This is a genomic window from Sutcliffiella cohnii (genome assembly GCF_002250055.1).
GTDB classification, from domain to species: Bacteria; Bacillota; Bacilli; order Bacillales; family Bacillaceae_I; genus Sutcliffiella; species Sutcliffiella cohnii.
This window is the reverse complement of record NZ_CP018866.1, coordinates 3,317,468-3,331,588: the sequence shown is the minus strand read 5'-3', so window position 1 is coordinate 3,331,588 and position 14,121 is coordinate 3,317,468. Positions and strand designations below refer to the sequence as shown.

Below are 14,121 nucleotides of genomic sequence, written 5' to 3'. Positions count from 1 at the left end.
TGGAAGAGATTGTTGTCTCCTACAGCTTTTTTTATTCTTTCAACTTTACCGCGATAAGGTAGTGCGGTACTGTGGCTGGATGACATTCATCTGCCATTCGCTGTAAAATGGCGTTAGATTTCAAACGAATGACATAATAAACCGATTCGCGTTCACATAAATCGTACAGAGCTGGAACGGCAAAACCACTATCACCACGTAAAAATGGTGTCGTTTCTGGAAAATTTTCATTGTAATGTTTGATAAGTGGTTCCACAAAATCCACAACACCATTGGACGTATACACATTTCCAGGGCGTAGCTGGGCTTTTAGGAAATCGCCTGTTATCCCATCGAAGGCAACCAATGGATGAAAGCCACCAGTCCCGTAATGGGTATTATAAGCTGTAAATTCTTGTTGGCCGTATGTGTCAGCATGTGTTGAATCTAAAACAATGATGAGTGCTTTTGACTCTCTGAGTTCATGTACTTTATCTAAAAGTTCTTGGTTAGCGTGATGTAATTGTTCAATGGACTCATGATCAAATCGTGTATAAAAGCGAGATAAACTTGGTTGAGAAGCTAAGGAGTCAGTCCCAATCATTTGGGTGAAAACAGGATCATTCGTCAAATGATCGGCCGCATCATCCTCAGCATAACCAGCGATGAGTTGATAAAGCTTTTGCCGAAGTAGATTTTCATTTGAATGAACATGGTATTTTCTCTCGTCGTTCAGATGCAGGTGTTGAACAAGAGTATCAGAGAATCCGATTTTTTCATCAAACTCTCGAAAAACGAATTCACCTGTATCAGAAGAAAGAGAGCCTCCATCAGTTGATAATTTAATTTGACGATTGAAATCTAGTGTTAATTGCGGTAAAGTAGCCATTATAAGAATCCTTTCTGTGGTTATTTCATCGTTGCTTTAACCATATCAGAAATGGATTCTTTTTTCATTTATTTGATGCATGGACCATTTAGTTCAATACCTTGATAGATAAGCATTATTTGGTTATCAAAGATTTTTTATGAATAATTCAGGCATTTATTATTTTTGCCGAAAATAGATATACGTTGGTAATACTAATTATAGCTCTCTTAGAAGTTGGTCGTGTAAGCTATATCATCCAAGAGCAAGGTTATAATACTTACAAAAAGAATTTACGCTTGCATCAAAAGTTCAAGGTGCAAAGGATTCTCAACTAATATTGCAACATGTTTTTCCTTATTTGATTCCTACTATTGTTATTCATTTTTTTATGGATTTAGGAAGAGTTACGATACTAGTAGCTCAACTTGGGATCTTTTCAATCTTTGTTACTCAACAGTTTGTGCAAACAGGCCCATTGTTAAGTTCTATGGGACCCCCATTTGGTTTTCTGGAAAACACAGGGTATAATTGGGCGACCATGCTGAATGGAATTAAGAAAGAAATGCATAATGCTCCTTGGCTTGTGTTAGTGCCGGTAATAGCCATCATGTATATAACATTTATGTTTAATTTAATAGGTGAGGGAGCAAAAAAGTATTTCCTTCGTCGTGACGGTCATATGTAGCCCATTACAATTTCCATATTCTTTCGAGACTTAGTTGCAAGAAACGAAAACATTTCATATAATAAGAAATGATTACAATATAATAATTTAAAACGATGATAGAGGCAAGTAATTTACATGCGCCATCTAGGGAGAAAATGCCAATGACTGAAAGCATTTTTATGGAAAGTAGTAAATGAAAATTTCACCTCTTGAGTTGGCACTTGGACCAGTAATAACTGTAAAGGTGTACCGGTGAAAAGCCGTTATAGGAATGAAGTGAACTAAAACGTTTTTTTGTTTAGTTAATTAGGGTGGTAACGCGATTTAAACTCGTCCCTTCTATAGGGGCGGGTTTTTTATTTTGCTCAAAAACACCTATTACATAAAAATAAAAGGAGGCATTTGAAATGGAACAACGTTTAAAAGAGCTACAACAACAAGCTCTTCAAGAAGTTAGTGATGCAAAAAATTTAAAAGAATTGAATGAAGTTCGTGTTGCATATTTAGGGAAAAAAGGGCCAATCACGGAAATTTTACGTGGTATGGGGAAACTTTCTGCTGAGGAAAGACCGAAAATGGGGGCACTCGCAAATGAAGTACGTGAGGCTATTGCAACTCAATTGGAAGCAAAAGTAGAGATGTTAGAAAAAGCGACGGTTGCTGAAAAGCTAGCTTCCGAATCTATAGATGTTACGTTGCCAGGTAGACCTGTCCGTACAGGTAATAAACATCCGTTAACAAAAGTAGTAGAGGAAATTGAAGATCTATTTTTAGGAATGGGTTATCAAATTGCCGAAGGGCCAGAAGTAGAAAAAGATTATTATAACTTTGAAGCACTAAACTTACCGAAAGATCACCCAGCTCGCGATATGCAAGACTCTTTCTATATTACGGAAGATACATTACTTCGCACACATACTTCCCCAGTACAAGCTCGTACAATGGAGAAAAACGAAGGAAAAGGACCTATCAAAATAATTTGTCCTGGTAAAGTGTACCGTCGAGACGATGATGATGCGACACACTCTCATCAATTTACACAAATTGAAGGGTTAGTAGTAGATGAAAACATTCGAATGAGTGATTTAAAAGGAACGTTAGAAGTATTTGCGAAAAAGATGTTTGGTGAAGATCGTGAAATTCGCTTACGCCCAAGCTTTTTCCCATTCACTGAACCGTCAGTAGAAGTAGATGTTTCTTGTGCAAAATGTGGTGGAAAAGGATGTAACGTTTGTAAACAAACAGGCTGGATTGAAATTTTAGGTGCTGGAATGGTTCATCCTAACGTGTTAGAAATGGCAGGTTATGATTCTAAAATGTATCAAGGGTTTGCATTCGGAATGGGCCCTGAGCGTATTGCAATGCTGAAGTACGGAATTGATGATATTCGTCATTTTTATACGAACGACCAACGTTTTAACACTCAATGGAATAGAGCGTAATAGAAGGGAGAGAGTCTAATGTTAGTTTCATATAATTGGCTGAATGAATATGTTGACTTAAATGGAGTCAGTGCAGATGAATTAGCAGAACGTATTACACGTAGCGGGATTGAAGTTGAAGGTGTAGATGTTTTAAACGAAGGGATTAAAGGTGTTGTAATTGGCCACGTTTTAGAACGTGAGCAACATCCGAATGCAGATAAACTTAATAAATGTTTAGTAGATGTAGGAGAGGAAGCACCTGTTCAAATTATTTGTGGTGCTCCAAATGTAGACAAAGGACAAAAGGTTGCGGTTGCGAAAGTAGGCGCAGTATTACCTGGCAATTTTAAAATTAAACGTGCAAAACTACGCGGCGAAGAATCGAACGGTATGATTTGCTCGTTACAAGAATTAGGAATAGAGTCTAAACTAGTAGCAAAAGAATTTTCTGAAGGAATTTTCGTATTCCCACATGATGTGGAAGTTGGCACAGACGCGCTCGCATACTTAAGCCGTAACGATTATGTTCTAGAGCTAGGTTTAACACCAAACCGTTCAGACTGTTTAAGTATGTTAGGTGTTGCTTATGAAGTTGGGGCAATTTTAGGAAATGAAGTAAAATGGCCAAAAAGTTCTTATGACGTAAGTGAAGAACAAGCGTCCAATTACATTTCTGTTAAAGTCGAGGCAGAAGAAGATAACCCACTATACGTTGCGAAAATCGTTCAAAACGTAAAAATAGGTCCTTCGCCATTATGGATGCAAACACGCTTAATGGCTGCTGGAATTCGCCCGCATAATAATGTAGTAGATATTACAAATTACATTTTATTAGAATACGGTCAACCGTTACACGCTTTTGATTATGACAGACTAGGTAGTAAAGAAATTTTAGTTCGTCGTGCAACAGAAAAAGAGAAAATTGTCACGTTAGACGACGCAGAAAGAACATTATCTTCTGAACATCTTGTTATTACAAATGGAACAGAACCGATAGCACTAGCAGGTGTAATGGGTGGGTTGAACTCTGAAGTTCAGTCTGATACAACAACTGTACTAATTGAGTCTGCATACTTTAAAGGGACTACTGTTAGACGAGCTTCAAAAGATCACGGACTAAGAAGTGAAGCAAGTGCACGCTTTGAAAAAGGTATTGATCCGAATCGTACACATGAGGCAGCGGAAAGAGCAGCAGCATTAATGGCTGAATTCGCTGGTGGTGAAGTATTAGAGGGAAGTGTAGAAGTAAACACAATTTCTTATGAGCCAAAAGTAGTTACAACTACTCTATCTAAAATCAATAGTGTTTTAGGCACGTCTGTAACGGCAAGTGAAGTAAAGGCTATTTTTGAAAACTTGAAATTTGAAGTAGTGGAAGATAACGAAACGTTTACGGTAACAGTTCCTACTAGACGTGGTGATATTACGATTGAAGAAGACCTTGTAGAAGAAGTTGCCCGCCTATATGGTTATGATAACATTCCAACAACACTTCCTATTAGTGCTGCAACACCGGGTGTGTTATCAACATATCAAGCGAAACGCCGTAAAGTACGTAGTTTCTTAGAAGGAGCAGGATTGCTACAAACCATTACGTATTCCCTTACAAGTAAAGAGCGTGCGAAGCAGTTCGCGATAGAAGATGGAAAAGAAATTGTGCTAGCAATGCCAATGAGTGAAGAAAGAAGTACGCTTCGTTTAAGTTTAGTTCCGCATTTGCTTGAAGTCGTTCAGCACAATATTGCTCGCCAAACTCACGCTAACTCCATTTACGAAATAGGTTCTGTTTTCGTTGGAAAAGAAGGAGAAGAGCTACCAGAAGAAAAAGAACGTCTTTCTGGTGTGTTAACTGGTCTTTGGCATTCACACCAATGGCAAGGTGAGAAAAAAGCGGTAGATTTCTACGTTGCTAAAGGTATTTTAGACGGCATGTTTGAAATGTTAGGTTTAACGGAGCGAGTAACATACCGTCGTGCCGAGCTAGACCGATTACATCCTGGACGTACTGCAGAAATATTATTGAATGATGATGTCGTTGGTTATGTAGGTCAGTTGCACCCAGAAACGTTAAAAGAGTTAGACCTTCCAGAAACATATGTTTTTGAACTAGCACTTCAAACAATTTTAAATATAGAAACGGAAGAAATAAAATATGAGCCAATTCCGCGTTTCCCATCAATTAGCCGTGATATCGCGCTAGTTATTGATCGTTCTACACCTGCTGGTGACTTAGAAAAAGTAATCCGTACTGCTGGCGGTAGCTTATTAAAAGAAGTTCGTATTTTTGATTTATACGAAGGGGACAAAATTGCGGAAGATAAAAAATCAGTTGCATACTCCTTACGTTATTACCATCCAGACCATACGTTAACGGATGAAGAAGTAACGAAAGTTCATGAAAAAGTGTTAACTGCACTTGAAGAGCAATTTGGAGCAACGTTAAGAAGTTAATTAAAAAAGACTTATCCAAATGTAGAACACCTAAGAAGTTAGAGTGGAAACTAACTTCTTAGGACTATTGGGTAGGTCTTTTACATTTGTATAAATTTTTCTGGCATCTTAATTAATCTCTGCCCCAAAGCACGTCAAGTTTTTCTCCTTCAAAAAGATTCGTATCAATGTTACAAGTTTCTGCATCTAAACCATATTGCCAACCGATGATAAGTGCATCTTCCGGTCCAATTGGCTCATAGTCTGGTGCTTCTGCTTCTGTTGTTATCCCTACATTTGGTGCCGCAGTCCACAAATACGTATTTTCACGAATATCACCATTTTCATCCGCAGCAGCGTTAAATTGTACATAAAGCTCTCTTTCGGGGTCGAAAATACCGTAAATGCCAGGGATGTACTCGGAATCTGCAAAAACGTCGTACCAGCCTGTAATAAAGTCAGCATCTACATCAAAAAATGGCTCAATATTTGCAAAAATGGCTACCCCTTCAGGAGCGTCTAACTCTTGAGATAGTTCGATAGCTAGTTCTGCTTGCTGTGCTCCATTGTCATAGCCTGTTGCATCATTAAATTGGTTGTGAATTAATAAAATTTCTGCTCCTTCACTATGAATTAACTCCACTTGTTCAGAAGTTAAGCCGAAAGAAACACCATCCACGTTACCAAGATATCTTCCCCAAACTAAAGGTTCACCAAAGTTCTCACGTACACAAGCGTAAAACTCTTCTGTCGTTTCACTCGCAGAGTCTACTCCCCAAACGATTTCGGGCCTTTCTTCATCATCCTTGTTACCGTCTTCACCGTTGCCGTTACCATTCCCGTTACCGTCTCCATTGTCACCATTTCCGTTGCCGTTATCTCCACCATCATTACCGCTTTCACCATTTCTACTTACAACATTATTACTTACGTTATTTGAAACGTTCACATCCACTTGGACAGAAATATTATTAGATACATTATTATCTAATGAAGCTTCTCCATCAACATTCACATCATTATGAATGTCGTTTCCAACGTTGCCGTTTACATTTCCTTCAATGTTATTTTCAACGTTGTTATCAATCGTTGCATTTGATCCACCGTTAATATTGTTGTCGATATTATTTGAAATAGTTTGATCAGATGAATCGTTGGTCGAACCATTGCCGTTATTGTTCACTACTTCTTCAACGGGAATTAATTTCCCAACCGTTTTCTCGAGTTTGTTATAAGAAATAATGGCAAACGTCGATATAAACAAAAAGAAAACAACAGCAATTATAGTTAGTTGTTGTCCATTCCTCATCTTCTCACATCCTTTCCTTTTGCATAGTACGTATGCAAGCAGAAAAGTGTGTGTACCAAAAGGCCTGTTTTAAGTCTGGTAAATGTTGCATATGAGGGATGGACTAACTATGTGTTTTTCCCAACAAATTTTGTGGAAGGAAAATTGGTGAATAAGTAATGATAAGGGATTTTGTCCTTGGAGACATACATGGAAATGAAATATCGTATCATGCCGAATGGAGTTGAATGAATCACCTTAGAATTGCTTCAATATTTTACCTTTCAAAATTTAGAACCGTCAGTGAAACCGACTAACTTTTGACAACGGGCCTATTTTCAAGGTAGACCTCCATGCGAGCAGCTAAATTTACACCATGGTATATGAAAATGAGGAAAGTCTTATCCCGTTCTAGAAGTTTACCTTCCAATGTTTAGTACTGTGAGTGGAACGGAGCGGAAGGTATGTGACTCCTGCGGGAAGAAGAGGAATCGGATGACCCCACAGGGCGCAGCCCGAGGAGGCTTCCGTTTCTCCCCGCGGAAAGCACATGCCTGAAGCGCAGTGAAACGGACTAACTTAATGCTACCATGTTATTTTCAAGGTAGACTTAAGTTATAAACAAAAAAGTTAGAGAAATATTCTCTAACTTTTAATCGTTACTCATCAATCGAAAAAAACGTATCCTTCATTGCATTGGAGCTATATTTTACTAAAAAGTTATCTCCCTCTCTTACATGCTGGACCGCATATCCGGTCAGCTCCGCACCTTCATACAAATTCCCTTCAAAAGCATTAGGCACTACAACGGAATAATTCGGATCAAACTCATAAGCTTTACCATCATCCGAAACAAATTGAATGTTCCAGCCGTCCGTAACAAAAAGTGCATAATCTTGAGTATCCGCCTCTTCCACAGTTAAATGTACTTCAACAAGCGCATATTCATAGCCTTCTGCTGGAGGCTCATTAAACTGATTTTCTGCCTCAATAATTTCCCAAGCTTCTTGCCCACGAGTTACGTCTAATAATGTAACCGATACTTTTGCATCATGTGGATTTGAATCATCGTCATAAATAACTTCATCAATAGTGACCGTTTGCCCCATAGGTACTGGGTTCGAACGCTTCCCTAAGTTATCCTCTTGGTTCTGCTGCCCTTCTTCTGTGTCCTCCGTTAAATCAGTTCCAGCACCATTTTCTGTTTCTTCCGTTGGTGGTGCTGGGGTATTCGTATCTCCGCCACCACATGCAGTTAAAGAAAAAGTAAAGATTCCAAGTACCATTACGATAAAAAGTCTTCTATATATCATGAAAGCAACCTCCTTTTTTAAAAAATCTATTCCATCATAGATTGTGAAAAGAGAGGCTGCTTCATACAGTTATTTTCTTGCCAGTCTTTTAGCTTTTTCACTATTAGCGAAGTGGACTTTAGCGAGCTGCCATAACATGCCTTCACCATGTTTTTTAATTACTTTTGCAGCAGCTTGATCTACGATTGCCCCTGCTCCTTTTGGAATCGTTAACTGAGCCACTTCACTTAATTTATCCATCTCTTTTAAAAATGCATAACGCGCAATGATCGAGGCAGCAGCTACAGATAAATGCAGGCCTTCTGCTTTCGTTTGAAAATACACATTTTCTTTTACAATGGTCTTTTGACCTGTTAAATGTCTATAATACACATTCTCTTCTGCAAACTGGTCAATTAAAATGGCGTCTGGTTTTTCAGGACTTATTTTATTTAACACATTTTCTAATGCTTTATTATGTAATAGTGCTTTCATTTTACCTTGAGTCATCCCTGTTTGTTGCATTTTATTATATTTTTCATTATGTAATACGAGTAAGCTATATGGAACGAAAGGTATTATTTCACGTGCGATCTCTATGATTTTTTCATCAGTTAGTGCTTTCGAATCTTTTACTCCGGCGTGCTTTAAAATGTCCATATCTTCTTGACGAACATACGCCGCACAAACCGTGATGGGACCGAAAAAGTCACCTGTACCAACCTCATCAGATCCGATAACTGATAGGTTAGCGAAATTACTAGGTAATGAAGTCTTTTTCTTAACGGAGGTAGTGCTTTTTGCGTTTGGTGAAACGTTATTTACGCTACCCCATTTTCCAGCTTCATTACTAGCATCTCTCCCTTGAAACAGCACTTTCCCAGATTTATAGCCAGTTATGGAACATCCGCTAGTTTTTGCTGCAAACACTCCACCTGGAGGGATTTTTCCGGTAGAGCTTGGTTCGTAATATGCTTGCATTTTTTTCATCGTATTCTTATCTACAATTAACACTTGGTTGGACAAATTCGTCACTCCTACAACAAAAATTTACAATGTTTTTAAATTACTTTCCACATAAAGTTAGTTCGTGTTATTATAAGATTTAGGATTGGTGAAATGGGGGCATATGTTTTGTCAGATAATAAAACACGTACAACGGTTGACATTTATGGACAGCAATATTCCATTGTTGGTACGGAAAGTATAAGTCATATTAGGCTCGTTGCTTCCATTGTCGATGAAAAAATGAGAGAAATCAATGGTAAAAATCCAAATTTAGATATAAATAAATTAGCAGTATTAACAGCAGTGAATGTCGTGCATGAGTATATTCAATTAAAGGATGCTTATGATACGCTTGAAAGAGAATTGAAAAAGAGGGATTGACTACGATGCTCGATATAATCATCATCTTTTTATTTATTTTAGGGTTAATTGTAGGTGTACGCCGCGGTTTTATTATGCAGGTTGTACATTTATCAGGCTTTATTGGCGCATTTCTCGTTGCATTTATTTTTTATGAGAAACTCGCCCCAAACTTAAAGCTATGGGTTCCGATGCCTAGTTTTGGAGACCCTGCCTCAGCAGTACTATTGTTTGAAGCGACTAACTTAGACGTTGCTTATTATCGTGCCATTGCTTTTGCACTTTTATTCTTCGGATCAAGAATTGCCTTTCAAATTATTGGATCAATGTTAGATTTCTTAGCGCATTTACCGATATTAAAAACGGTCAATGGGTGGGCTGGAGGAATATTAGGATTTGTAGAAGTGTATTTACTTGTCTTTGTTTTACTTTACATAGGTGCATTAGTGCCGTTAGATGCTGTTCAAGCTTCTATTAGCGATTCGTCTATGGCTAAAAGTATTGTTGAACATACACCTGTCTTTTCTACTAAATTAAAAGAGCTTTGGATTGGTTATATGGCAATGTAGGAACTCCTCTGCAAAAAAGTAGAGGAGTTTTTCCTATTACTATGGAATATTGTACTTGAGGGGAAAATATTTGTATCATTAACTTATTGAATCCTTTGGAAAGAAAGGTTGGAGTAGAAATGAATAAAAAACAAATCGTTCGCTATTTAGAGACGATTGCGATATATATGGAATTAAAAGGTGAAAATACTTTTAAAATATCTGCTTTCCGAAAGGCCGCAGCAGCGTTAGAAAACGATGACCGTAGTATGGAACAAATAGAAGATGTAACAAAATTACCTGGAATCGGGAAAGGTACTGCTAGTGTTATACAAGAACTATTAGCGGAAGGGAAATCATCTGTTTTAGAGGAATTGCAAAAAGAAGTTCCAGAAGGGCTAATCCCCTTACTAAAACTTCCTGGCCTAGGCGGTAAGAAGATTGCGAAACTATATCAAGAGTTAAACGTAGTAGATATTCATACGTTAAAAGAAGCGTGTGAGCAAGAGAAAATACAAGCGCTAGCTGGTTTTGGAAAAAAAACAGAAGAGAAAATTTTAGTTGCAATTGAAGAGGTAGGAAAGCGGCCAGAACGATTACCGATTGCTTTTATGATGATGATTGCCGAAGATATCGAAAAGCAAGTTTCAAACATGACTCACATTGAACAGTTTGAACGTGCAGGTAGTTTAAGAAGATACCGGGAAACAATTAAGGATCTAGATTATATTATTGCTACTAACACTCCAGAGAAAGTGAGAGAACAGCTCGTACAAATGGAGCGAGTTAGCGAAATTATTTCAAATGGTGATACAAAAGTTTCCATTGTATTAAAGTACGACTATGATGTATCAGTCGATTTTCGTTTAGTAGAAAAGAAAAGCTTTGCAACGACTTTACACCATTTTACAGGTTCAAAAGACCATAACGTTCGGATGCGTCAATTAGCGAAAGAGCGTGGAGAAAAAATTAGTGAATATGGCGTTGAAGTGACAGAAATAGAAGAGGTGCTACACTTTGATTCCGAAGAAGCTTTTTTCCACCACTTTCAATTACCGTTTATTCCTCCAGAAATTCGTGAAGACGGAACTGAGGTAGATTATGCATTAGTGAACGGACAGCTACCGCTCATTCGGTTAGAAGACATAAAAGGCGATCTCCATATGCATACAACATGGAGTGATGGTGCCTATACACTTGAAGAGATGGTGAATGCTTGTCGTGCTAAAGGCTATCAATATATGGCAATAACCGACCATTCGCGTTATTTAAAAGTTGCTAACGGATTAACACCGGAGCGATTAATGGAACAAAGAGAACAAATTAAAATACTGAATGAAAAATATGATGATATTACGATTTTAGCAGGGGTAGAGATGGATATACTTCCAGATGCTACTCTTGATTATGACGATGAACTACTAGAAGAAATGGATATCGTCATTGCCTCTATTCATTCAAGCTTCTCGCAAAATCGAGAAAAAATAATGGAACGGTTAAAAATAGCACTCGAAAGCTTCCATGTTGATATTATTGCTCATCCGACAGGTAGGATAATCGGTCAACGTGCCGGTTATGATGTCGACATTGAAATGTTAATACAGCTTGCTAAAGAAACAAATACAGCACTCGAGTTAAATGCTAACCCTCACCGCTTAGATTTAACGAGTCATCATGTTAAGCTAGCACAAGATAATGATGTGAAGATCGTTATTAACACCGATGCACATAGTTTAGAAATGTTGGAAGATATGCCGCTAGGTGTTGCTACCGCTCGTAAAGGTTGGATTAAAAAAGAGAGTGTTATTAATACGTGGGATATAGAACAATTAAAGAAGTTTTTAAATAGACACCATTCGTGAATAGCTATTTACGAAGAAGGGAGTAATCAAGTGCAGCCTAGAACGTTTAAAGTATTAGAATTCAATAAAGTAAAAGAAAAGTTAAGAGAGTTTACGGCCTCTTCATTAGGTAAAGAAAAAGTAGATTCGTTATTACCTTCTTCCGATTTTGAAGAGGTGAAAAATAGTCAGTTGCAAACAGATGAAGCTGCTACAATTATCCGCTTAAAAGGAGAAGTCCCACTAGGAGGAATTAAAGATATACGAGCTCACGCCAAAAGAGCTCAATTAGGTGGCGCGCTTCATGCACAAGAGTTGCTAGAAGTAGCTGGAACGATATATGCAACGAGACAATTAAAAAAGTTTATGGAAGCATTACTTGAAGATGAAATAAAAGTTCCGATATTACAACAACTCATTGAAGATTTGGTTGCTCTTCCAGAAGTAGAAAGAGCAATAAAAACGTGTATCGATGATCATGGTGAAATGTTAGACGGTGCCAGTGATAAATTACGTGGAATTAGGCAGCAGCTACGCTCAACAGAATCAAGAATACGAGAAAAGCTAGATAGTATGCTACGTTCTTCTAATGCACAAAAAATGTTATCTGATGCTATCGTTACCATTAGAAATGAACGTTATGTGCTACCGGTAAAGCAAGAATACCGCGGAGCATACGGTGGCATTGTTCACGATCAATCTTCTTCAGGAGCGACTTTATTTATCGAGCCACAGCAAGTCGTAGATTTAAATAATACATTGCAAGAAGCGAAGGTGAAAGAAAAGCAGGAAATTGATCGGATATTACGAGAGCTTTCTTTACAAGTGGCGGAAGTTGCTGAAGAGCTTACTAGTAATGTCGTTATTCTAGCCGAGATTGATTTTATGTTTGCAAAAGCAAAATATGGTAAGCATATACGTGGCACGAAACCTACTGTTAATAACGACGGCTATGTTAGAATGCTGCAAGCAAGACATCCGCTTATTTCTGATGATGAAGTAGTCCCGAATGATATCGTGTTGGGGAAAGATTATACGTCAATCGTTATTACCGGTCCTAATACTGGTGGTAAAACGGTAACCATTAAAACGATAGGGTTATTAACGTTAATGGCACAATCAGGTTTACAAATACCAGCTCAAGACGGATCAGAAGTAGCTGTTTTCTCAAAAGTTTTTGCAGACATCGGTGACGAGCAATCAATTGAACAAAGCTTAAGTACGTTTTCTTCTCATATGGTGAACATAGTTGATATTTTAAAAGATGTAGATGATGAAAGTTTAGTGCTATTTGATGAACTAGGTGCAGGAACGGATCCGCAAGAAGGGGCCGCTCTAGCGATATCCATTTTAGACGAAGTGTATCAAAAGGGTGCGCGAGTTGTAGCTACAACCCATTATCCAGAGTTAAAAGCTTATGGCTATAACCGAGCAGGAGTGGTAAACGCTAGTGTCGAATTTGACATTGAAACATTAAGTCCCACATACCGATTATTAATCGGCGTTCCTGGTAGAAGTAATGCATTCGAAATTTCAAAACGACTTGGCTTACAAGGAGATATTATTCAGAGAGCTAAAAGCTTTGTAAGTGATGAGAGCAATACAGTCGAAAATATGATTGCCTCTTTAGAGGACAGTCAAAAAAGAGCAGAGAAAGAATGGAAAGAAGCAGAACAAATACGTAAAGATGCGGAAACATTGCATAATCAATTACAAAAACAAATAATTGATTTAAATGAGCAACGTGATAAATTGTACGAAAAAGCAGCGAAAAAAGCTGAAGAAATGGTGGAGGAATCAAAGAAAGAAGCGGAAGAAATCATCCGTGAACTTCGTAAAATGCGTCTCGAGCAACATGCAAATGTAAAAGAGCATGAGTTAATTGATGCAAAGAAACGGTTAGAGGATGCTGTACCATCTGTACAAGGTAGTAAGCAAAAAACTACTTCGCCACAATCTACACAACAGTTAGAACTTGGAGATGAAGTAAAAGTACTAACGTTAAATCAGACTGGTAACCTTGTAGAAAAAGTAAACGACAGAGAATGGCAAGTGCAAGTAGGTATTTTAAAAATAAAAGTCAAAACGAAAGACCTTCAGTACGTAAATCGCCCAAAACCAGTGGAGAAAAAACCGTTAGCTACTATTCGAGGGAAAGATTATCATGTTAATCTAGAATTAGATTTACGAGGAGAACGATATGAGGATGCCTTATTACGTGTAGAAAAATATATCGATGATGCATTACTAGCTGGTTATCCACGTGTTTCGATTATTCATGGTAAAGGAACAGGCGCATTACGAACTGGTGTACAAAATTATTTAAAGAACCATCGATCCGTTAAAAATTATCGGTTCGGAGATGCTTCAGAAGGTGGAACTGGTGTTACGGTAGTCGAATTTAAATAGTGGG

Annotated in this window: 10 protein-coding genes, 1 pseudogene and 1 other annotated feature; of the genes and pseudogenes, 7 read left to right on the top strand and 4 right to left on the bottom strand. The window is 37.9% G+C overall.

The genetic code is table 11. The annotated features are described in order from the left end of the window. Nucleotides 1-64: 64 nt before the first annotated feature. Nucleotides 65-868, bottom strand: a pseudogene (locus tag BC6307_RS16690) (IS1380 family transposase); the annotation flags it as partial. Nucleotides 869-1,187: 319 nt separating this feature from the next. Between BC6307_RS16690 and BC6307_RS16685 the strand changes: the two are divergent. The 3 genes from BC6307_RS16685 to pheT all read left to right on the top strand — a co-directional run bounded on the left by BC6307_RS16685 (nt 1,188) and on the right by pheT (nt 5,392). Next, complete coding sequence (locus BC6307_RS16685) at nt 1,188-1,535, top strand: hypothetical protein (protein ID WP_066415405.1); 348 nt, start codon at nt 1,188-1,190, stop codon at nt 1,533-1,535. Nucleotides 1,536-1,621: 86 nt separating this feature from the next. Next, nucleotides 1,622-1,858: a binding site (T-box leader), on the top strand. 66 nt (nt 1,859-1,924) lie between these two features. Then, nucleotides 1,925-2,959, top strand: coding sequence for a phenylalanine--tRNA ligase subunit alpha (pheS, locus tag BC6307_RS16680; RefSeq protein WP_066415406.1), 1,035 nt, complete (start codon nt 1,925-1,927; stop codon nt 2,957-2,959). Nucleotides 2,960-2,977: 18 nt separating this feature from the next. After that, complete coding sequence (gene pheT, locus BC6307_RS16675; protein ID WP_066415409.1) at nt 2,978-5,392, top strand: phenylalanine--tRNA ligase subunit beta; 2,415 nt, start codon at nt 2,978-2,980, stop codon at nt 5,390-5,392. A gap of 112 nt (nt 5,393-5,504) precedes the next feature. On the opposite strand, the gene BC6307_RS16670 is transcribed toward pheT, so the two are convergent. From BC6307_RS16670 to rnhC, 3 genes are all read right to left on the bottom strand, one after another. Beyond that, entirely contained in the window at nt 5,505-6,680 is a 1,176-nt protein-coding gene (locus BC6307_RS16670; RefSeq protein WP_084380387.1) for a glycoside hydrolase domain-containing protein, read from the bottom strand. A 638-nt stretch (nt 6,681-7,318) separates the two neighbouring features. Next, the gene (locus BC6307_RS16665) at nt 7,319-7,972 is read right to left on the bottom strand and encodes a hypothetical protein (RefSeq protein WP_066415410.1); all 654 of its coding nucleotides are present in this window, start codon (nt 7,970-7,972) and stop codon (nt 7,319-7,321) included. A 69-nt stretch (nt 7,973-8,041) separates the two neighbouring features. Then, nucleotides 8,042-8,977, bottom strand: a complete 936-nt coding sequence (gene rnhC / locus BC6307_RS16660) for a ribonuclease HIII (RefSeq protein ID WP_066415413.1) — start codon at nt 8,975-8,977, stop codon at nt 8,042-8,044. A 108-nt stretch (nt 8,978-9,085) separates the two neighbouring features. Here rnhC and zapA point away from each other — a divergent pair, with 108 nt between their 5' ends. The 4 genes from zapA to BC6307_RS16640 all read left to right on the top strand — a co-directional run bounded on the left by zapA (nt 9,086) and on the right by BC6307_RS16640 (nt 14,117). After that, a complete protein-coding gene (zapA, locus tag BC6307_RS16655; protein WP_174522366.1) occupies nt 9,086-9,340 on the top strand; it encodes a cell division protein ZapA in 255 nt (84 codons plus the stop codon). A 5-nt stretch (nt 9,341-9,345) separates the two neighbouring features. Beyond that, a complete protein-coding gene (locus BC6307_RS16650) occupies nt 9,346-9,888 on the top strand; it encodes a CvpA family protein (RefSeq protein ID WP_066415419.1) in 543 nt (180 codons plus the stop codon). A 119-nt stretch (nt 9,889-10,007) separates the two neighbouring features. Continuing rightward, nucleotides 10,008-11,729, top strand: coding sequence for a DNA polymerase/3'-5' exonuclease PolX (gene polX, locus BC6307_RS16645; protein WP_066415452.1), 1,722 nt, complete (start codon nt 10,008-10,010; stop codon nt 11,727-11,729). Between the two features lie 30 nt (nt 11,730-11,759). Further along, the gene (locus tag BC6307_RS16640) at nt 11,760-14,117 is read left to right on the top strand and encodes an endonuclease MutS2 (RefSeq protein ID WP_066415422.1); all 2,358 of its coding nucleotides are present in this window, start codon (nt 11,760-11,762) and stop codon (nt 14,115-14,117) included. Nucleotides 14,118-14,121 lie beyond the last annotated feature (4 nt).